The following is a 20,652-nucleotide window of genomic DNA, read 5'->3' as shown; positions in this document are numbered from 1 at the left end:
CCCGGCTCGCCTTGACAAATCCGGCCTCCCATGCGCTTTTCGCGCAAATTTTGGACCGGGCTTTGACGCTCGGGCCACAACCCAGCACCCCGGACTTTTGACATGACAATGCATCGTTACCGCAGCCACACCTGTGCCCAGTTGAGAAAGAGTGATGTCGGCTCTTCGGTTCGCCTGTCGGGCTGGGTGCATCGCGTGCGCGACCATGGCGGCCTGCTGTTCATCGATCTGCGCGACCATTACGGCCTGACCCAGATCGTCGCCGATCCGGATTCGCCAGCCTTCAAGGTCGCCGAGACGCTGCGTGGCGAATGGGTGATCCGCGTCGACGGCGAGGTCAAGGCGCGCCTGCCCGACACCACAAATGCCAACCTGCCGACCGGCGAGATCGAAATCTTTGCCCGCGAGATCGAGGTGCTGTCGGCGGCCAAGGAATTGCCGCTGCCGGTGTTCGGCGAGCCGGACTATCCCGAGGACATCCGCCTGAAGTACCGCTTCCTCGACCTGCGCCGCGAGACGCTGCACAGGAACATCGTGGCGCGCACCAAGATCATCGCCGAGATGCGCAAGCGCATGACCGATGTCGGCTTCACCGAATTCTCAACGCCGATTCTGACGGCCTCGTCGCCGGAAGGCGCGCGCGACTTCCTGGTGCCGTCGCGCATCCATCCCGGCACCTTCTACGCGCTGCCGCAGGCGCCGCAGCAGTACAAGCAGCTGATCATGGTCTCCGGCTTCGACCGCTATTTCCAGATCGCGCCCTGTTTCCGCGACGAGGATCCGCGCGCCGACCGTCTGCCTGGTGAATTCTACCAGCTCGACCTCGAAATGAGCTTCGTCGAGCAGGACGACGTGCTGTCGACCATGGAACCGGTGATGCGCGGCGTCTTCGAGACTTTCGCCAACGGCAAGCCGGTGACGCAGAAGTTCCAGCGCATTCCCTATGACGTCGCGATGCGCAAATACGGTTCCGACAAGCCGGACCTGCGCAATCCGATCGAGATGCAGGCCGTCTCGGATCACTTCCGCGATTCCGGCTTCAAGGTCTTCGCCAACATCCTGGCCAACGATCCGAAGGCCGAAGTGTGGGGCATTCCGGCCAAGACCGGCGGCAGCCGCGCGTTCTGCGATCGTATGAACTCCTGGGCGCAAGGCGAGGGTCAGCCGGGGCTGGGTTACATCTTCTGGCGCAAGGAAGGCGACAAGCTGGAAGGCGCCGGTCCGCTGGCCAAGAACATTGGCGAGGAGCGCACCGAGGCGATCCGCCAGCAGCTTGGCCTTGCCGATGGCGACGCCGCCTTCTTCGTCGCCGGCGATCCGAAGAAATTCGTCACCTTCGCGGGTGCCGCGCGCACGCGCGCCGGCGAAGAGCTGAACCTTGTCGACCGCGAGCGCTTCGAACTGTGCTGGATCGTCGACTTCCCGTTCTTTGAATGGAACGAGGAGGAAAAGAAGACCGATTTCGCCCACAACCCGTTCTCGATGCCGCAGGGTGGTATCGAGGCGCTCGGTGGCGACGACCTGCTCGGTATCAAGGCCTTCCAGTACGACATGGTCTGCAACGGCTTCGAGATCGCCTCGGGCGGTATCCGCAACCATCTGCCCGAGACCATGGTCAAGGCGTTCGAGACGGTCGGGCTGGATCGCGCCACGGTCGAGGAGCGCTTTGGCGGCCTCTACCGCGCCTTCCAGTATGGCGCCCCGCCGCATGGCGGCATGGCGGCCGGCGTCGACCGTGTCGTCATGCTTCTGGTCGGGGCCAAGAACCTGCGCGAAATCACCATGTTCCCGATGAACCAGCAGGCTTACGACCTGTTGATGAGTGCGCCTTCGGAAGCCAGTCCGCAGCAGCTGCGCGAGCTGTCGCTGCGCGTCGCGGCGGTGAAGAAGGAAGGCTAGGTATCAGGCCCAAGCCTTTCTTTCCTCTCGATGAATCGATCTTCGGCATAGGTATTCCGTCGTCCTGTCCGGTTTAGACCGGTGTTCGTTGCCAATTCCATCCTGATCGAATATGTTAGGCATTACGTAAATGCCAACGGAGATGGCGATGACTTATCTGGCGGAGGTCGGTGTTCTGGCGCTCGGGAGCAGGCTCCGAGCAGTGAGCGAGCAACTCTACGCGATGGCCGATGAGGTCTACGCCGCCCATGGAATCGGTCTCGAGGCCAGGTGGTTCCCGGTGCTCAGGACTATCCACGACCGAGGGCCGCAGTCGGTCGGTGAGTTGGCCAAGGCGGCGGGGCTCACGCATTCGTCGATCAGTCAACTGGCCTCTCGGCTAACAAAGGACGATTGGCTGACCGCAATACCAGGCGGGGATGACCGCCGGGTGCGCGAGTTGGCGCTTACGCAAAAGGCAGAGGTTGCGCTGCGTAAGGCCAAACCGTTGTGGCGTGCCCTGCGCGACGAACTGGACGCGCGTTGTCAGGTAGACGGGATCGATTTGTTGGCGGCCGTCGGAGGGCTGGAGCGAATGCTCGACGAAACAATGGCCGCGGCCGTCGCTGAGCGGGCGCGCAGGCTCGGTGCGGATGCAATCGAGATCGTTCCGTTCGAGCCGTCGCTGCGGGACCACTTCTACCGGCTGAATGCGGAGTGGTTAAACCGGTACTTCTATATTGAAGAAGGCGACCACGCTGTGCTCTCCGCGCCTGAAAAGCATATCCTTAGACATGGCGGCAGCATCTACTTTGCGTTGCATGGTGAGGAGGTTGTGGGCACCTGTGCGTTATTGCCGATTGGCGAAAATGAAGTCGAACTCACCAAAATGGGCGTCGATCCGGCGGCGCGAGGGCTAGGGATCGGGCGGCGGCTGCTTGAGCATGCGATCCGCGCATTCGAGCGGCTGGGCCGCGATACGCTGTTCCTCGAAACCAACACCAAGCTTGCTCCGGCGATCCGCATGTACGAAAGCGCGGGCTTCGAGCATCAGCCGGCGGCGCGGGCCGATACGCACTATCAGCGGGCGAACGTATATATGGTCTGGAAGGGCTGGCCGAAGGCAAACTGAAACGCTTCGCGTTCATCGAGACTCTAAGGCGGAGTGCGATCGATTTTTGCGACAGCAGGTAGAAGCCCGGCATTGCTGCCGGGCTTTTGTTTGAGCGTTTCGCTCGATCAGTCTTCGTTGGCCTTGACGTGGACGCCGAGCGTCTTCGGCAGGTCGAGCGGGTTGGACATCGCGCCCGCCATGATCAGCGCGAACGGCACTGCTGCCGGCGGCTCTGCCGAAATCTCGAGGCTCTTCGGATCGTCGAGGTATTTGCTCACCGCGGCCGTCACTTCGGCCGTCAGTTCAGGATTGTTGAGCTGCGCCATGCCGAAAGGCACGATCGCCTTGGCCTGGTTGGCGATGTCCTTGCCCGACATGCCCTGCTGCTTGCCGACATACTCAAGCACCTTGCCGGTCAGCGAATCGTCGTCGAAGCGGACCGAGGCGCTGTTGAAGGAAAGCTGCTGCAACAGGCCGAGCAAGGCCATGCCTTGCGCCGAATTATCGGCGCCTTCGGGCTGCGCCGCCAGCTTCTTCTGCATCTCCTGCATCGACTTGACGAAATCGACCGTGTAGCCGCCGAGGCCGAAGGTCATGCCGAGCGTGCCGGCATTCTCGACCGAGATGTCGTATTTCGACAGGTCCATCTTGCCATCGCTCGGCTGCCAGGTGCCGCCGATATCGATATTGCCCGAGATGTTCTGGTAGCCGAGGGCCTCGATGGCTTCCTTCGACTTCGCATCGTCGACCAGCGTCAGGTCGGCGTTGAACTTTTCCGTCGTGGCGGAAAATTCCATCGCCTTGCCGTCGGCCGGAGGCGTGATCTGGACAGCAAGCCCATCCACCGAGAAGGCGGTCTTGTCGGCAACCTTGACCGTCAGGTTTTCGAGTTCGGCCGACTTGTAGATCATCATCGAGCCGAGCGGGCCTGTAGCGCCCTCGGCCGGGATGTTGGCGTCATGAATGACGAAGGGGGTGAGGTTGAGCGTTACACCGTCCTTGCTGTGCTCGAAGGCCGAAGTCGTGATGGTCGCGACGTCAAAGCCGCCATTGGCTTCGGTCACGCCTTCAAGCTTGATGTCGCCGATCGGCAGCGCTTCCTTTTCGGCGGCCGGTTTAACCGACACGCCCTGCAGCACCATGCTGGAATTGTCACCGGAGACCCCGGTCCAGGTGATATCGACGCCCTGGACGGCAAGTGCGGCCTTCAGCCGGTCGGCAACAGCCGTGTCCTGCGCAAAGGCGGCATTCAGCGGCAGAGTCAGCAAAAAAGTCGAAAAAGCGAGTGTCTTGAGTGTCGAGCGTTGGATTGTCATCGCGAGTTCCCTGAGAGAGTCCTGAAAAGTGTTTTCTGAATTCTACGCCGTCACCATTCCGTGACGAACTGGACGGGAAAAAGGCACTTTCCCCCAGATTTGTCGAAAATCATGGCGAAAGGCAAATCGGAGCGGGAGCCTTCGCTCGATGCGGTGAATATGTCATGAAGGTCGGGCTCCCCTGCGTACCGTCTCCTGCCTTAGAGAGGGCGTGTAACAGATTGATGTTGGTTGGCAACAGCACTGCTACCGGTGCTGTTGCATAGGGACGGCACGTAGGAACATGAAGTCCGTCACATCCATCGTCCGATCTTGAGCCGCCTTCGCAGCCCAGAGGCCGCAAATTGCGGATTTCCGCAGCCCCGCCTTGCCGCGAATCACCCGCTCGGCTAGTCCAGCCGCATGGGAAAAAGGCTTTTGCCGCCTGAAGATGGCGGCGGTGACCACATCGAACCGGTCGATCTGAAGAAGGCGCTTGAAGAGCGCTATCTCGCCTATGCGCTGTCGACCATCATGCACCGGGCGCTGCCGGATGTGCGCGACGGGCTTAAGCCCGTGCATCGCCGCATCATGCATGCCATGCGGCTGCTTCGGCTCAACCCCGACCAGGGCTTTGCCAAATGCGCCCGTATCGTCGGCGAGGTGATGGGCAAATTCCACCCGCATGGCGACCAGTCGATCTATGACGCGCTGGTGCGCCTGGCGCAGGATTTTTCCATGCGCTACCCCCTGGTCGACGGGCAGGGCAATTTCGGCAATATCGACGGCGATAACGCCGCCGCCATGCGCTACACCGAAGCGCGCATGACCGACGTGGCGACGGAACTGCTTTCCGGCATCACCGAGGACGCGGTCGACTATCGGCCCACCTACAATGAGGAGGACGAGGAGCCGGTCGTGCTGCCCGGCGCCTTCCCGAACCTGCTTGCCAACGGCTCGTCCGGCATTGCGGTCGGCATGGCGACCTCGATCCCGCCGCACAACGCCGCCGAGCTTTGTGATGCGGCCCTGCACCTGATCGAAGATCCGAGCGCGCCGGTGGCGAAGCTGATGGACTTCGTCCAGGGGCCGGATTTCCCGACCGGCGGCATCATCGTCGACAGCCGCGCCTCGATCCTCGAAGCTTACGAGACGGGTCGCGGCGGTTTCCGCGTCCGGGCCAAATGGGGCCAGGAGGACCAGGGCAGGGGCACCTGGAGCATCGTCGTCACCGAAATCCCCTATGGCGTGCAGAAGGCGCGGCTGATCGAGAAGATCGCCGAGCTTCTGATCGCGCGCAAATTGCCGTTGCTCGAAGATATCAGGGACGAAAGCGCCGAGGACATCCGCGTCGTGCTGGTGCCGAAGAGCCGTTCGGTCGATCCCGGCATCCTGATGGAATCGCTGTTCAAGCTGACCGAACTCGAAAGCCGATTCCCGCTCAACATGAACGTGCTGTCGCGCGGCAAGGTACCCAACGTCCTGTCGCTGAAAGGCGTACTGCAGGAGTGGCTGGAGCACCGGCGCGATGTGCTGATCCGCCGCTCGAAGCATCGCCTGGGCGAGATCGAAAGGCGCCTCGAGATCCTCGCCGGCTACCTGATCGCCTACCTCAACATCGACGAGGTGATCAGGATCATCCGCGAGGAGGACGAGCCCAAGCAAGTGATGATGGCCCGCTGGTCGCTCACCGACACCCAGGCCGAAGCCATCCTGAACATGCGGCTGCGCGCTCTGCGCAAGCTGGAAGAGTTCGAGATCCGCAAGGAGTTCGACGGCCTCACCACCGAGAAGAAGCAGATCGAGGCGCTGCTGGCGTCGAATGCCAAGCAATGGTCGACGATCAAGTGGGAAGTCGCCAGCATCCGCGACAAGTTCGGCCCCGAGACCGAACTCGGCAAGCGCCGCACCCAGTTCGCCGATGCGCCCGAGCATGATTTGACCGACATTGCCCATGCCATGATCGAGCGCGAGCCGGTCACCGTGGTGGTCTCGGAAAAGGGCTGGTTGCGGGCGATGAAAGGCCATCTGGCCGATCATTCCACGCTGACCTTCAAGGAAGGCGACAGCCTCAAGCTCGCCTTCCACGCCCAGACCACCGACAAGATCCTGGTCTTCACCACCGGCGGCAAGTTCTACACGATCGGCGCCGACCGGCTGCCGGGCGGCCGTGGCCATGGCGAACCGATCCGCATCATCGTCGACATGGACAACGACCAGGACATCGTCACTGCTTTCGTCCATGACCCGAAGCGCAAGCTGCTGCTCGTCTCCTACGATGCCAACGGTTTCATCGTGCCGGAGGAAGAAGTCGTCGCCAACACCCGCAAGGGCAAGCAGGTGATGAACGTCAAGGCGCCCGACGAGGCCAAGGCCTGTGTGCCGCTTTCAGGCGACCACCTCGCCATCGTCGGCGAGAACCGCAAGATGCTGGTGTTTGCGCTGTCCGAAATCCCCGAAATGGGCCGCGGCAAGGGTGTTCGCCTGCAGAAATACAAGGATGGCGGTCTGCTCGACCTGAAACCCTTCACGCTGGCGAGCGGCCTGTCGTGGCAGGATTCGGCCGACCGCACATTTACCCGGTCGCGCGAGGAGCTGGCGGAGTGGATTGGCGCCAGGGCCTCGGCAGGGCGGATGGTGCCGAAGGGATTCCCGCGGACGGGGAAGTTTGGGTAGGGCAGGTGCTTCTTCCTTCCCCCCTTGTGGGGGAAGGTGGCCTCGCGAAGCGAGGTCGGATGAGGGGTGTTCCAGGGAACGCCAACGCCTCACTCCGCTGGAACACCCCTCATCCGTCTCGGCGCTGCGCGCCGATCCACCACCCGGGGCGAGTCACGGGCCTCGCCCGCCCTTCGGGCCCCACAAGGGGAGAAGGAAAGACGTCTCACCAACCATTTGGACTATCGTCACGATTGCGGCACTATAACAGTGCATAAACGCTGGGTAGGCCGGGGAGAGATGGGCGTTTGAAGGAATCCAAGATCCAGAAGCCGGAACGTCAGCAGCGCCTGTTCGGCCTGTCGACGCCGCTGAGAGCCGCCGTCATACCGCCGCTGTCGGCGGCGCGCTGGCTCTTGGTGCTGATCGTCGCCGCCGGTGTCTATTTCTTCCACGGCTTCCTGTTTCCGGTGCTGGCTGCGCTCGTCATCGCCTTCGCCAGCTGGCCGCTCTACCGCCGGCTGCTTGCCGGCGTCGGCGGCAATCGCACCATTGCCGCGACGCTCGCCATCCTGTTCATCCTCACCTTTCTGGTTGTGCCGATCGCGCTCGCCGGCACCTATGCCATCAACGAAGTCCGCGAATGGGTCGGCTGGGCGATCGAGACCAACCGGCACGGCGCGGTCACACCGCAGTGGATCACGACGCTGCCTGTCGTCGGCGAGTGGTTGAACGAACAGTGGGCGGACAATTTCGGCCATCCCGGCGGCATCGGCGAACTGATCCAGCTGGTCAGCGGCGCCAATATCGGCAGCATCTATCGCGGTGTACTGGCGGCCGGCGGCAGCGCCTTCGGCCTGTTGCTGACGCTGCTGTTCATGATGATCGCGCTGTTCTTCGCCTACCGCGACGGCGAACATTTCGCCGGCCAGATCGACCGCCTCGGCGAACGCATCCTGCCGACACGCTGGGAGCGGATTTCGCGCGTCGTGCCGGCAACCATTTCCTCGACCGTCACCGGCATGACCGTGATCGCCATCGGCGAGGGGCTGGTGCTGGGCATCGCCTACTGGCTGGCCGGCGTGCCGTCGCCGGTGACGCTTGGCGCGCTCACTGGCGTGATGGCGCTGATCCCCGGCGGCGCGCCGCTGTCGTTCACGCTGGTGTCGATCTACCTCGCCGCCAGCGGTTCGCCGATGGCGGGGCTGGCGCTGTTCATCTGGGGCGCCGTGGAGCTGTTCATCGTCGATAAGACCTTGCGCCCGAAACTGGTCGGCGGACCGATCAAGCTGCCTTTCCTGCCGACCTTTTTCGGCCTGATCGGCGGCGTCAAGACAATGGGCTTTCTCGGCCTTTTCATCGGCCCCGTTCTGATGGCGCTGCTGGTGGCGATCTGGCGCGAATGGTTGCGCGAGGTGGAATTGGCCGAAGACCCCGTTCCCGATTCCGTCGCCGAGATCGAAGGCGGGCCGCCACAGATCGAGATTGTCGCCGGCCCGGCGAAGAAAAGTCAGGCTGGGTAAGCGACCGCGAGCGCTGCCCGCCGCTTGCGCCCTTCATGCAATTGCCACAGCGAGTGCGCGACCAGCGTGACGATCAGGATCACGCCACCGATCAGGCTGTTGCGCGACGGCGTCTCGGCAAAGATCATCCACACCCAGACCGGTGCCAGCACCGTCTCGAGCAGATAAAACATCGCCACTTCCGGGCCTGAAATGTATTTCGGCCCGTTGGCGAGGCAGAAGAAGGCGAACGGCATGATGACGGCGCCATTGAAAATGATCCACCATGGCGCCTCCACCTGAAAACCGGTCTTGGAGACCATGATCGCCGCCAGCCCGAAAGGCAGCAGGACGCCGGTCAGCGCGGTGAAACCCATATCCTTACCGCTGGCGCGGGAGATGGTGATGGCGCAGGCGATCGCCAGGGCCGAACATAGTGCCATCACGTCGCCGAACAGATGTCCGGTGCCGACGGAATCGCCGACAATGATGCCGACGCCTACGATCATCAGCGCCATCGCCACCAGTGTCATTGGCCGCGGCCGCTCCTTCAGGAACAGCCATGACAGCAGCGCAGAGAACATGGTGGTGAAGGCCAGGATGAAAACCAGATTGGCGGTCGAGGTGTTGTAGACGCCGGTGATGAAGGCAACCGCGCCGAGCCCGTAGATCACGGCGACGATCAGCCCCGACCAGCCCGGTATCAGCTGGGGCGCATTCTTGCTGAACGAGCGCCAGACCGCCCACACGATCATTGCCGTGACGAAGGTGGCGCCGGTGCGCAGCAGCAGGATCGTCCAAGCTTCGCCATGGGCGAGCCGGATCAGCGGAATGTCGACGGTCAGCGTCAGGCCGCCAAGCGCGGTGAGCAGAAGCCCTTTGGTATGAGCATCGTGAGATGACATGAAGCGGTACTTTCGCAATGGATTTGAGCGAATTGCCGGCCGGCGCAATCGCACCCTCTCCGCCAACCAGCGGAAAGACCAGCATCGTCTCGGTTGAAAATGTTTAGGCCTGGATTGGGGAACGAGAACTCAGCGCGTGACCGCTTCGTGGTCGTAGCGTTCCCAGCCCTTCGGGCCGAGATGCTCCTGCGGCATGAAGCGCATCTTATAGTTCATCTTGCGCGAGCCGTTGACCCAGTAGCCGAGATAGACATGGGGCAGGCCCATGGCCCTGGCGCGGGCGATATGGTCGAGGATCATGAAGGTGCCGAGCGAACGGTCCTCGAATTCGGGATTGAAGTAGGAATAGACCATCGACAGGCCGTCGGCCATCTTGTCGGTCAGCGCGACGGCGATCAGCTCGCCCTGGCCCTTGCCGGTGATGAACGTGTCGGGGCCGCGGCGCCGATATTCGATGACCTTGGTGTCGACATGGGTGTCCTCGACCATCATGGCGTAATCGAGCACCGTCATGTCGGACATGCCGCCGCGGCGGTGGCGGGCGTCGAGATAGCCGCGGAACAGCGAGTACTGCTCGGTCGACGGCTGCGCGTCGTGCATGGCGCCGACGAGATCGGAATTGCGCTGGATCACCCGCTTCATGTTGCGGCTGGCGGTGAATTCCTGCGCCAGGATGCGCACCGAGACGCAGGCGCGGCAGGTCTCGCAGGCAGGCCGGTAGGCGATGTTCTGCGATCGCCGGAAGCCGCCTTGCGTCAACAGGTCGTTCATCTCCGGCGCCTTGTCGCCGACCAGATGCGTAAACACCTTGCGCTCGAACTGGCCCTCAAGATACGGGCACGGCGATGGCGCGGTTAGGAAGAACTGCGGCGACTGGGTTGGATGCTGGGTCATCGAACCTTGGGAACACTCCTGCGAATCGCTCTACCTTTGGCTTGGCTGGCGAAAAATTCAACAGGATTGTGAAGGCGGGGTTGAATGGACGCCTTCACATTTGCGCACAAATGCCTGTTGGGGTCGGTTGAACGCCGGTTCAACGGTCGCTGCGGCTGACAATCGTGCCAAGCAGCAGGTCGTGCAGCGTGCGCTTGCGATCGGAAAACAGCGTCACCAGAAGAATGAGCGGCGTCAGGATGACGGTGCTGGCCCAAAACAGCACCGAATGGACCACTGCGGTCAGCCCGTCGATGCGCGTGCCGTCGAGACGATCGAGCCGGATGCCCATCATCCTCATGCCTGAAGTGGCCTGATTGCGGCCACCCAGCGTGTTCCAGATGTAGAGAATGGCGACCGCCGGCACGAGGATGGAATAAAGCGCCCAGCCAAGACCGAATGTCAGAAGGCCAAGCACGGCCACCAGGATCGCGAACGGAATGGTGAGCAGCGCCACGATGCAATAGTCGATGATGAAGGCGAGGATGCGCCGCGTGCGCACACCGTCATAGGCCCTGACGTGGTCGAGCCTGCTGGTGATGATTTCGCCGTCAAGTACGCGCGCGTTCATGTCATGTCCTCGCGATGGCATCCAATGGGAATGCCCGTCGCCCTTTCAAATGGTGAGGGCGATGGCGAATTCAAGAAACAGACACTCCGGCGTTCGGCGGACCCTTCCTAGAAGATGCCGGGCACAAGGCGATAGCGGACCCTGTCCATGTATTCGCTGTATTCCTGCGTCCTTGCTAGGACGGCTTCCTCCCGCAGGATGCGGTGGATCTGGAAAAGCGTGATGATGGCATAGACGGTGAAATTGTAGATCGAGAAGCTCGACAGCAGGAATAGAATGTGTCCGATCAAATAGCCGGCGTAGATCGGATGCCGCACGAACCGGTAGGCGCCGCCGGTCACGACGCCGCGATTGGCGGGCAGGATGGCGAAGGAGCGGCCAAGCGAAACCTTGCCCCAAATGACAATCCAAAGCCCGATGAACTGGATCGGCGCCGCGACATAGAGCGGAATGATGGGAACGCCGGCCTCCATCGAGACGAAGCCCCCGCCGAAGCCGGCTGCCAGCGCGACGAAAACGGTGAGGGGGTTCCAGTCGCGCACCAAGGGTCGCCGCGCCGTCAGCAACCAGATGAAAGTCAACGAGTCGGAGACCATGAGCAGCAACAGGTTGAGACGAGCTGGGTCGACGAGCAGATGCTGCACGCCCCGATAGACAAAGAGCGCGGCGACAGCCAGCGCTATGAAACGGAACAGTCCCTCTCGCAGATCGATGAGGATCTCGCGGCTGCGCAGGCCGGACCAGAGACCCGCTTCCGCGCCAGACAGCGGCTCACTCTTGAAAATGGTCAAATCAGTCACCCGGCGGTCCCCTCGAGAGCGACCATTGCACGCAAGCGTTGCCGTCGGGTTAAGCTTTCTCGCGCACTTGTCACATTACGCCGGAAGATTCACCACAGTTGGGCCGAACCGCACGAGTTTGCGGTCTGGGCAGTTGAACATGACACTCTTCCCAGTTTAGCTTGCTGCGGCGCAACAAGACGCCGAGGGGACGGGGAAATATGGATTACGACATGCTGGTCATCGGCAGCGGCCCTTCCGGCCGCCGCGCCGCCGTGCAATCGGCCAAGCTCGGCAAATCGGTGCTGGTGGTGGACAGGGGCCGGCGCCTCGGCGGCGTCTCGGTGCACACCGGCACCATCCCGTCCAAGACGCTGCGCGAGACGGTGCTCAACCTCTCCGGCTGGCGCGAGCGCGGCTTTTACGGCCGTGGCTACCGGGTCAAGCAGGACATCTCCATCGCTGATCTGGTTGAGCGCTTGCACAAGACGCTCGACCACGAGGTCGAGGTGCTGCAGCACCAGTTCATGCGCAACGCGGTCAAGAGCGTGCGCGCCATGGCGAAATTCGTTGGCCCCAACAAGGTCAGCCTGACGGCCGACAATGGCGACTACTCGGAGGTCGGTTTCGCCAATGCGCTGATCGCGGTCGGCACCAGGCCGCACCGGCCGCGCGACGTGCCTTTCGACAAGATCCGCGTCTTCGACAGTGACGAGATGCTGGAGCTCGACCATCTGCCGCGCACACTGACGGTGATCGGCGCCGGCGTCATCGGCGTCGAATATGCCACCATCTTTTCGGCCCTCGACGTGCCGGTGACGCTGGTCGAGCCGCGCAACACCATCCTCGATTTCGTCGACCGCGAGATCGTCGACGACTTCATCCACCAGATGCGCGACCGCGGCATGACCATTCGTCTCGGCAGCACGGTCAAGGAAATCGTCTCCAAGCCCGACTATGCCGAAGTAACGCTCGCCGACGGCCGCACCATCCGCTCCGAGATCGTGCTTTATGCCGCCGGCCGCAGCGGCAATCTCGGCAGCCTCGGCCTCGACGTGGTCGGCATCGAGGCCGACTCCAGAGGCCGCATCAAGGTCGATCCGCAAACCTTCCAGACCAGCGTGCCCAACATCTATGCCACCGGCGATGTCATCGGTTTCCCCAGCCTTGCCTCGACCTCGATGGAGCAGGGCAGGGTGGCCGCCTGCCACGCCTTCGGCGTGCAGTTGCCACCGCCGCCGGAAACCTTTCCCTATGGCATCTACGCCGTGCCGGAAATCTCCACCGTCGGCCAGTCGGAGGAACAGGTGCGCGAAAGCGGTGCTGCCTATGAGGTTGGCCTGGCGCGGTTCCGCGAAACCTCGCGTGGCCACATCATGGGCGTCAATACCGGCTTCCTGAAGCTGCTGTTCTCGGTCGAAACCCGCCGCCTGCTCGGCGCCCACATCGTCGGCGAGGGCGCCACCGAACTGATCCATATCGGCCAGGCGGTGATCAATCTCGGCGGCACCGTCGACTTCTTCGTCAACAACACCTTCAACTACCCGACCCTGGCCGAAGCCTACAAGATCGCCGGGCTCGATGCCTGGAACCGGATGGGGCAGGGGTAGGCAGGCGGTATCTGCTCAGCCTTCCATCTGGGCGAGCAGCGACAGCATGACATCGGCCGAGGGCATCGGCAGCACCGCTTCGATTTCGGCTGGGCGCACGCCGGCGATCGCGGTATCCGCACGCCGGTGACAAGCGGCCGGCGAAAAACCATGTTTCAACCAGGGCGAGTTCCTGCCGTTTCGGGCTGGTGAGCGCCTCGAGCCGTCTAGCCGCATCTGCGATCGTCCGCATCCACATCTTTCAGCCGGCTTACTGTTTTCAGTGGCTCGCTGGGGCGTTATGTGAGTTGGTGGGTCGTGGACGGGCGCGACGGGAGATCGACATGCTGGGCTGGTTCCGCAAGCTGCTGCCGCGCGAAGATCGGTTCTTCGACCTGTTCGAACGGCATTCCCGCACCGTAGTCGGCGGCGCCAAAGCGCTGGAGCAGCTTCTGCAGGGCAAGGACATCGACCGCTGGTGTCAGAAAATCATCGATCTCGAGGACGAGGCCGATCATATCACGGCCGAAGTCCTGCTGGCGGTGCGGCGCTCCTTCATCACGCCCTTCGATCGCGGCGACATCAAGGACCTGATCCAGTCGATGGATGATGCCATCGACATGATGCACAAGACCGTCAAGACGGTGAAGCTGTTCGAAAAGAAGGAATTCGACCCGCTGATGCAGGAAATGGGTGGCGTCATCGTTGCCGCCGCCAGGCTGGTTGCCGAAGCGATCCCGCTGCTCAGCAAAGTCGGCACGCACACGGTGCGCCTCAACGCCATCGCAGAAGAAGTCATGCGCGTCGAAAGCCGCGCCGACGATCTGCATGAGCAAGGATTGAAGGACCTATTCCAGCGGCATGGCCGCAGCGATCCGATGGCCTACCTGATCGGCAGCGAGATCTATGGCCAGCTGGAGAAAGTGGTCGACCGCTTCGAGGACGTCGCCAACGAGATCAGCGGCATCGTCATCGAGAACGTTTAGGCAATGGAAGCCACCATCGCCTTTCCCGTGCTGGCCGGCCTTGTCGCCGTCGCGCTGTTTTTCGATTTTCTCAATGGCCTGCATGACGCCGCCAACTCCATCGCCACCATCGTTTCCACCCGCGTGCTGAGGCCTCAATATGCGGTGCTATGGGCAGCCTTCTTCAATTTCATCGCCTTCATGTTCTTCGGCCTCCATGTCGCCGAGACCGTGGGAAAGGGCATCGTCGATGTTAGCATCGTCACGCCGGCGGTGATCTTCGCAGCGCTCGTCGGCGCCATCGTCTGGAACATTGTCACCTGGATTGCCGGCATCCCTTCCAGCAGTTCGCATGCGCTGATCGGCGGGCTGGTCGGCGCCGGCATTGCAAAGGCAGGGGTCGGCGCCATCGTCTGGACGGGGCTTGGCAAGACGGTCGCCGCAATCGTCGTGTCGCCGGCAACCGGGTTTGTTCTGGCGCTGGTCCTGATTCTGGCCGTTTCCTGGCTGTTCGTGCGCCAGACACCGTTCGCCGTCGATAGCACCTTCCGCGTCATGCAGTTCTTTTCGGCCTCGCTTTATTCGCTCGGACACGGCGGCAACGACGCCCAGAAAACCATGGGCATCATCGCCGTACTGCTCTATTCGCAAGGCATGCTCGGCGCCAATTTCTATGTGCCGCTGTGGGTCGTCCTCACCTGTCAGTCGGCGCTGGCTCTGGGCACGTTGCTCGGTGGCTGGCGCATCGTTCACACAATGGGCTCGAAAATAACCCGGCTGAACCCGATGCAGGGCTTCTGCGCCGAGACCGGCGGCGCCATCACTCTGTTCGCGGCCACGTGGCTCGGCGTTCCCGTGTCGACCACCCACACGATCACCGGGGCCATCATCGGCGTCGGCGCTGCCCGCCGCGTCTCGGCCGTGCGCTGGGGCATTGCCGGCAACATCGTCGTCGCCTGGATTGTCACCTTGCCGGCCACAGCGGCGATTGCGGCGCTCACCTATTTTGTCGCGCGCCTGGGCGGCTGACGCGGAGCGGATGGCCACGATTGCCGGCACGACCCGGCAAGTGATGATTTGCTATGTAGCAACCAGCGCCGCCAGCCACTGCGTGACGATTGCGGCGTCAGGGTCGCCGATTTCATGACCTGAAGGCACGATGCGCGCATCGACCTCGGCGCCGCGCTTGGTGAGCAGCGTCGCCAGCGTCGGCGCAAACGGCCCGTAGGTCTCGTCGGCGGCGCCGGCAATGATCAGAACCCGCGTCCCCGTGAGGTCGGTTGCCGGCGCATCGTCAAGCACCGGCATCGCTCTCAGCAACGCCGCTTTGCGCACGAGGCCGGGGTTGAGCAGCATCAGGCTGGGCACCAGATTGGCGCCGTTGGAATAGCCGAGGAAGGTCGTGCGGGCGAGGTCGAGCCCATGGCGCTTTGCGGCCTCGCTTGCGAAGGCGGCAAAGGCTGATGTTTCGGCACGGATGCTCGCCTGCTCGAAACTGGTCGGCGTGATGCGCTCGAACCAGCGGAAGCCGTCCTCCTGCGGGATGCGACCCCGTACCGCAACCAGCGTGGCGTCGGGGGCGATCTGCCTTGCAATCGGCAGCATCGTCGTTTCGTCGACACCTGATCCGTGCAGCAAAAACAGGCACTCCCCGCCAGCGTTTTCCGGCTTGAGGAGGCGGTAGGGAAAGGCCAGATCCCGGTGCAGGCCGGCGTTCTTTTCGTTATATTCAGACACGCTCATATCTCTTTGATTTCGCGGATATATTGGTCATTTGCCGGCTTCAAAACGGAATATTTTCATGCTCCGCGAAATGTGATTGAACCTGGCTCATTTCAGACCGTTTCTGCGCCGATATGCTCCCTGCGGGAGGAATCGAAGCGGTGTGCGCCGATGGTCGCATCCCGGCATGAACAACATGAGCACACTTGCTCTCGCTTTGAGGCCTTTTGTCGATGACTACGCAACTCCCGCCGGATCGCGCCGAACGCGACACCCGTATTGACGTGTTCCGCGCGCTCGCCCTCCTGACCATCTATATCGATCATGTGCCGGGCACCGTCTTCGAAGCGCTGACCTACAAGAATTTCGGATTCTCGGACGCGGCGGAAGCCTTCGTGCTGATCTCCGGCATGTCTGTCGCACTCGCTTATGGCAACAAATTCCAGCCGGGCAGCCGGCTGCTGGCGGCGTTGAAGATGTGGCGCCGCGCCGGTGTGCTTTATACCGCCCATATCGTCACGACGATCGTGGTCATGGCGATGTTTTGCGCAGCAGCGGTGTTCGCCCACCGGCCTGAACTGCTGAAACTCATCAACATCGAACCGCTGATGAAGAACACGCCGGAGGTGGTTGTCGGCATCGTCACGCTCGGCCACCAGCTTGGCTACAACAACATCCTGCCGGTCTATGCAGCGCTGCTGTTGATGGCGCCGCTTTTCCTGCTTTTCGTCAGCTACAGGCCGCTGCCGGCGCTGATCTTTTCCGGCGCCCTGTGGCTGGTCGCCGGCATATGGCAGATCGCGCCGCCGAACTATCCGGAGCCCGGCTTCTGGTTCCTCAACCCGCTGTCCTGGCAGTTCCTGTTCAACATTGGTCTCGCCGGTATGCTGCATGTCAGGCGTGGCGGCACAATTCCCGTCAATCGCTGGCTGGTGGGCGCCGCGGCAACCTATGTCGCGGCAGCAGCGGTCTGGGTGCACAGCCCGCTCTGGGGCCAGATCACGTGGTTCGACCTGCCCGTGGTGATCGGCGGCTTTGACAAGACATTCCTGTCGCTGCCCCGGCTGCTGCACATATTGTCGGTGAGCTATCTGATCGTAGCGCTCCCGGCGGTCTCCAACCTGTTCCGTCTCAGCCAGGACCATCCACTCGCTCTGCTCGGCAAGCGCTCGCTACCGGTGTTCCTGGCCGGCACGGTGATCGCCATGGTGGCGCAGGTGATGAAGCTGATCAATCCGGGCGGCTTTGCCTATGACGCCTTGCTGATATCGGCCGGCATCGCCATGCAGTTCGCGCTCGCCTTCTATCTCGAATGGCTGTCCGGGATCGGCTGGTCGGGCAAGAAACCGGTACGCACCGAAGCCCCTGCCGCTCGCCAGTCTTTCGGCATGTCGCCGGTGGTGGCAAGGCTGAGCCGGTGAAAGCGAAGGCCTTTAGGCAGGAGAGGGGCCTGACGAGGCTCTGATCACCAGATTGACCGGCAGCAGCTGCCGGTTGAGCGAGCCATCGTTCTCCAGGATTGCCTTGACGGCGAGCCGGCCCATCTCGGCAATCGGCTGGGCGACCGTGGTCAGCGGTGGCTTGGAGTCTGCGCCTTCAGGCACGCCGTCGAAGCCGACGATGGACACGTCGCCCGGCACGGCGATGTCGTGTTCGCGCAGCCAGTCGAGCGCATGCAGCGCCATCCTGTCCGACATGGCCAGGATTGCCGTCGGCCGCTGCGGCAGCGCGAAAATATGCTCGAGGCCGGCGCGCACGCTCTCTTCGTCGTTTAGGGTTTCGTAGATCGGCACAAGCGAGACGTCGATGCCGAAGCGGGAGAGTTCCGCGAAATAGCCACGCAGACGGTCGCGCGTGCCGGAATAGAGGGCCGACGTCTCGACTTGCTCTTGCGTGACCGGACCAAAGCCGGCGTCGGCAGATTCCAGGGCGAGCACGGCAAAGCGACGATGGCCAAGCTCGGCCAGATGGCGCGCGGCAAGGCCGGCGCCGGCGACGTTGTCGATGCCGATCGCCGCGACCGCCTCATTCTCCGAATCGAGGTCGAGCGCCACGAAAGGCAGTTTGCGTTCGCGCGCCAGTTCGACCAGCCGCGAACCGCCTTCGATGCAAAACACGATAAAACCGTCGACCAGCGCGCTCTGGATGTTCCAGGCGAGCTGTTCGTTGTTGGCGGCCGAGACCAGCGAAATCCCGGCGCCGGTTGCGTCGCAGGCCTGCGAGATGCTGGCCATCATGACGCGGGCGAAAGGATCGTCGAAGAAATAGGAGAGGGGTTCGGCCGTGGCGACGCCGATGGCATTGACCTTGCCGGCGCGCAACAGCCGACCCTTGGGGTCGGGACCGGCATAGCCCATTGCCTCGGCTGCCGCCTTGACCCGTTCGCGCACCTCGTCGCGGACAATCTCGGGCCGAGCGAAGACATTAGATGCGGTGCCGTGCGAGACGCCCGCCGCCTTGGCAATATCGGCCAGCCGCACTGGTCTCGTCTTCCCGGAGGTCAATGCCGTCATCTTCGTCTCCTGAACCAGCCTCCATCTAGCACTTTCGTTGGATCGGTTCAAATTTTCCCTTGATCGGAGGGCGGGGAGGGTCTATATTTGAATCGATCCAAGGAAATTTACCAGCTATCCATTGGATCGGTTCAAGAGGAGGGTGCCATGCATCCCATGAATTATTTGTTCGAAGACGTCTACGGCAATGACTGGGGCATCGCCTCCGATGCCGCCACCCGCAAGCGCCGCGGCAAGACCGGCCCGTGGAAGCGCGACCTGCATTTCGTCGTGGAACGCAAGCGGAGCTGATCGGCAAGGCATTTTCGTGCCGGCTGATTGGATCGATTCAATTCTCGAGAAGGAGACGAACCATGCATCCCGTGAAGCATCTGTTCGAAGACATCTACCGCAACTACTGGGGCATCTCGCCGGCTGCGGAGCGGCCGGAACGGCAGCTCCTGGGCAAGCCGGCCAAGCGTAAGCGCGACCTGCTGCCGGAACGTCGGCAGGATTGAGCCTCGTGTGAGAAATATCTGATGGGGCAGGGTTCTTGCCTCGTCAGGGACGTTGACGCACCAGCGCCGAGGCCGCGATCGCCAACCAGCCTGCAATCAGCAAGGTGCCGCCAATCGGCGCCGACATCGGGAAAAGCCGCGATCCCACGAAATCCCGCGCCAGCAGATCGCCGCAGAACAGAACGAGCCCGACGAGCAGCACCAGGCTGCCGATCCGCAGGATCCGGTTTGCGCCGGCGAGGCCGACGGCCAGAAACACCGGCGCATGCATGATCAGGAAAGATGCGGCGGTGCCAACGAAGGCGCCGCCGAGATGCGCGGCCGCCGCCGACAACGCCACACCAGCCGCGCCGCACAGGCCGGCTGCGAAAACAAGGATGCGCGCGCTGCTTGCTGGTGCGGACTCGGCGATACTCATGTCTAGGGCTCCGTGATTGACGATAGGTGGCGCGCCCTGTCTGTCAGGATTTGCCTGATACCGCCAGCATGTCGCGCGTACGGCGCGACTGGACCAGCCAATTGTACACGGCACCGCCGGCCATCAGCACGGAGGTGCCGAGAAACACCGCACGCATGCCGAGATGGCCGCCGACGAAGCCGCCAAGCAGCGGGCCCGCGACCTGGCCGACATATTGCGCCGAGATCGCCAGGCCAAGCACATTGCCGCCGACGCCATCGGGAACATTGTGGCGGATGACGCTGGTGATGCAGGGCAAAAGGCCGCCCAGCACCAGACCCATGAGGAAACGCAAGCCGACGAGCTGCCAGCTCTCGGTGACAAAAGCCTGCGGTATCAACAGCAGCGCCGAGACGGCCAGCGATGCGACGATGACGTTCCAGTGGCCAATGCGGTCGGCGAGCTTGCCCAGCCGTGACGCCGACAGGATGGCGCCGAGTGCGGCTGCCGACATGACGACGCCGGAGACCAGCGTCACCCGACTTGCCTCCGCGACCAGCTGCTGGACATAGACAGTGATGATCGGCTCGATCGACATGTTGGCGAAGGTGAACAGCATGCCGGTCGCCAGCATCGCGACGACAGGGCGCTTGTCGGAGATTTGCGCCCAGCCGCCCTTCGGCCTCTCCTTGGGTTTTGCCAGTGCTGGCGGGCGAGGCATCTCCTTGATCAGGAACGTCGTCGCCAATGCCGCCAGGAAAATGACGCCGCCGGCGATGAGGAAGGTGGCGCGGATGCCGATCAGCGGCGGCAGCGCGCCGCCGAGCAGCGGCCCGACCAGGGAGCCTGCGGTGATGCCAGCCGACAGCACGCCGAGCGCCCAGCCGGAGCGGTCCTTCGGCGTCTGCATGGCGACCAAAATGGTCGAACCCGAGGAATAGCCGCCGGCAAAGCCGATCAGCAGACGCAACAGCACCAATTGCCAGACGGTCTGCACCATGCCGGTCAGCGACATGCAGATTGCCATGCCGAAGCTGGCGCGCACCAGCATCACCTTGCGGCCGTAGCGGTCGCCCAGCCGTCCCCACAGCGGCGCGACGAGGGCCGCGGCAAAGAAGGTGGCGCCGAAGGCGATGCCGGACCATTGCACGATCGCGGCGTGGCCGACGGCGCCCAACTGCTCGACATAGAGCGGCAGGAAGGGGAGCAGCAGCGTCATCGCCACAAGCGTGCTGAACGATCCGGCAAAGCACACGAACAGGTTGCGCCGCCAATGCACATTGTAGGTGGAGGGCGCTTGCGTCGCCTGCGTTGTACTATCCAGCGGCATGTCATGT

20 protein-coding genes are annotated in these 20,652 nt (G+C 62.8%); 10 read left to right on the top strand and 10 right to left on the bottom strand.

All coding sequences use genetic code 11. The features are described from left to right. Positions 1-108 precede the first annotated feature (108 nt). Positions 109-1,899, top strand: coding sequence for an aspartate--tRNA ligase (gene aspS, locus H0241_RS26485; protein WP_181060810.1), 1,791 nt, complete (start codon positions 109-111; stop codon positions 1,897-1,899). 148 nt (positions 1,900-2,047) lie between these two features. Next, the gene (locus H0241_RS26480; protein WP_181060781.1) at positions 2,048-3,010 is read left to right on the top strand and encodes a bifunctional helix-turn-helix transcriptional regulator/GNAT family N-acetyltransferase; all 963 of its coding nucleotides are present in this window, start codon (positions 2,048-2,050) and stop codon (positions 3,008-3,010) included. Positions 3,011-3,117: 107 nt separating this feature from the next. On the opposite strand, the gene H0241_RS26475 is transcribed toward H0241_RS26480, so the two are convergent. Next, positions 3,118-4,308 carry a hypothetical protein gene (locus tag H0241_RS26475; protein WP_181060780.1) on the bottom strand — a complete coding sequence of 397 codons (1,191 nt, stop codon included), beginning with the start codon at positions 4,306-4,308 and terminating at the stop codon, positions 3,118-3,120. A gap of 402 nt (positions 4,309-4,710) precedes the next feature. Between H0241_RS26475 and parC the strand changes: the two genes are divergently transcribed. Further along, positions 4,711-6,963, top strand: coding sequence for a DNA topoisomerase IV subunit A (gene parC, locus H0241_RS26470; RefSeq protein ID WP_181060779.1), 2,253 nt, complete (start codon positions 4,711-4,713; stop codon positions 6,961-6,963). A 287-nt stretch (positions 6,964-7,250) separates the two neighbouring features. Then, positions 7,251-8,465 carry an AI-2E family transporter gene (locus tag H0241_RS26465; protein WP_181060778.1) on the top strand — a complete coding sequence of 405 codons (1,215 nt, stop codon included), beginning with the start codon at positions 7,251-7,253 and terminating at the stop codon, positions 8,463-8,465. On the opposite strand, the gene H0241_RS26460 is transcribed toward H0241_RS26465, so the two are convergent. The 4 genes from H0241_RS26460 to H0241_RS26445 form a co-directional block, all read right to left on the bottom strand. Beyond that, the gene (locus H0241_RS26460) at positions 8,453-9,349 is read right to left on the bottom strand and encodes a DMT family transporter (RefSeq protein WP_181060777.1); all 897 of its coding nucleotides are present in this window, start codon (positions 9,347-9,349) and stop codon (positions 8,453-8,455) included. The genes H0241_RS26465 and H0241_RS26460 overlap by 13 nt on opposite strands. 129 nt (positions 9,350-9,478) lie before the next feature. Continuing rightward, the gene (locus H0241_RS26455) at positions 9,479-10,243 is read right to left on the bottom strand and encodes an arginyltransferase (protein WP_181060776.1); all 765 of its coding nucleotides are present in this window, start codon (positions 10,241-10,243) and stop codon (positions 9,479-9,481) included. A 139-nt stretch (positions 10,244-10,382) separates the two neighbouring features. Continuing rightward, the gene (locus H0241_RS26450; RefSeq protein WP_181060775.1) at positions 10,383-10,853 is read right to left on the bottom strand and encodes an RDD family protein; all 471 of its coding nucleotides are present in this window, start codon (positions 10,851-10,853) and stop codon (positions 10,383-10,385) included. A gap of 107 nt (positions 10,854-10,960) precedes the next feature. Further along, a complete protein-coding gene (locus H0241_RS26445; protein ID WP_181060774.1) occupies positions 10,961-11,653 on the bottom strand; it encodes a methyltransferase family protein in 693 nt (230 codons plus the stop codon). 200 nt (positions 11,654-11,853) lie between these two features. Here H0241_RS26445 and sthA point away from each other — a divergent pair, with 200 nt between their 5' ends. Continuing rightward, complete coding sequence (gene sthA / locus H0241_RS26440) at positions 11,854-13,242, top strand: Si-specific NAD(P)(+) transhydrogenase (RefSeq protein WP_181060773.1); 1,389 nt, start codon at positions 11,854-11,856, stop codon at positions 13,240-13,242. A gap of 15 nt (positions 13,243-13,257) precedes the next feature. Here sthA and H0241_RS26435 read toward each other — a convergent pair whose 3' ends face one another. Then, entirely contained in the window at positions 13,258-13,401 is a 144-nt protein-coding gene (locus H0241_RS26435; RefSeq protein ID WP_181060772.1) for a hypothetical protein, read from the bottom strand. Between the two features lie 164 nt (positions 13,402-13,565). Between H0241_RS26435 and H0241_RS26430 the strand changes: the two genes are divergently transcribed. Together H0241_RS26430 and H0241_RS26425 are read left to right on the top strand one after the other, a co-directional pair. Further along, on the top strand, positions 13,566-14,207 hold the full coding sequence (locus H0241_RS26430; protein WP_181060771.1) for a DUF47 domain-containing protein: 642 nt from the start codon (positions 13,566-13,568) through the stop codon (positions 14,205-14,207). 3 nt (positions 14,208-14,210) lie between these two features. Further along, a complete protein-coding gene (locus H0241_RS26425) occupies positions 14,211-15,215 on the top strand; it encodes an inorganic phosphate transporter (protein ID WP_181060770.1) in 1,005 nt (334 codons plus the stop codon). Between the two features lie 51 nt (positions 15,216-15,266). Here H0241_RS26425 and H0241_RS26420 read toward each other — a convergent pair whose 3' ends face one another. Then, the gene (locus tag H0241_RS26420) at positions 15,267-15,923 is read right to left on the bottom strand and encodes an alpha/beta hydrolase (RefSeq protein ID WP_328824834.1); all 657 of its coding nucleotides are present in this window, start codon (positions 15,921-15,923) and stop codon (positions 15,267-15,269) included. A 218-nt stretch (positions 15,924-16,141) separates the two neighbouring features. On the opposite strand from H0241_RS26420, the gene H0241_RS26415 reads away from it, so the two are divergent. Then, positions 16,142-17,329 carry an OpgC family protein gene (locus H0241_RS26415; RefSeq protein ID WP_181060768.1) on the top strand — a complete coding sequence of 396 codons (1,188 nt, stop codon included), beginning with the start codon at positions 16,142-16,144 and terminating at the stop codon, positions 17,327-17,329. Between the two features lie 12 nt (positions 17,330-17,341). Here H0241_RS26415 and H0241_RS26410 read toward each other — a convergent pair whose 3' ends face one another. After that, on the bottom strand, positions 17,342-18,421 hold the full coding sequence (locus tag H0241_RS26410) for a LacI family DNA-binding transcriptional regulator (protein ID WP_181060767.1): 1,080 nt from the start codon (positions 18,419-18,421) through the stop codon (positions 17,342-17,344). A 147-nt stretch (positions 18,422-18,568) separates the two neighbouring features. On the opposite strand from H0241_RS26410, the gene H0241_RS26405 reads away from it, so the two are divergent. Next, the gene (locus H0241_RS26405) at positions 18,569-18,712 is read left to right on the top strand and encodes a hypothetical protein (RefSeq protein ID WP_181060766.1); all 144 of its coding nucleotides are present in this window, start codon (positions 18,569-18,571) and stop codon (positions 18,710-18,712) included. Between the two features lie 62 nt (positions 18,713-18,774). Next, the gene (locus H0241_RS26400; RefSeq protein WP_181060765.1) at positions 18,775-18,918 is read left to right on the top strand and encodes a hypothetical protein; all 144 of its coding nucleotides are present in this window, start codon (positions 18,775-18,777) and stop codon (positions 18,916-18,918) included. 43 nt (positions 18,919-18,961) lie between these two features. On the opposite strand, the gene H0241_RS26395 is transcribed toward H0241_RS26400, so the two are convergent. Next, positions 18,962-19,336 (bottom strand): DUF423 domain-containing protein, encoded by a 375-nt coding sequence (locus H0241_RS26395; RefSeq protein WP_181060764.1) that lies wholly within the window; start codon positions 19,334-19,336, stop codon positions 18,962-18,964. Between the two features lie 43 nt (positions 19,337-19,379). Next, positions 19,380-20,645, bottom strand: coding sequence for an MFS transporter (locus H0241_RS26390; RefSeq protein WP_181060763.1), 1,266 nt, complete (start codon positions 20,643-20,645; stop codon positions 19,380-19,382). Positions 20,646-20,652 lie beyond the last annotated feature (7 nt).

The sequence above is a fragment of the Mesorhizobium neociceri genome (assembly GCF_013520985.1).
In the GTDB taxonomy this organism is placed as follows: Bacteria; Pseudomonadota; Alphaproteobacteria; order Rhizobiales; family Rhizobiaceae; genus Mesorhizobium; species Mesorhizobium neociceri.
This window is presented reverse-complemented; position numbering and strand designations above follow the sequence as displayed.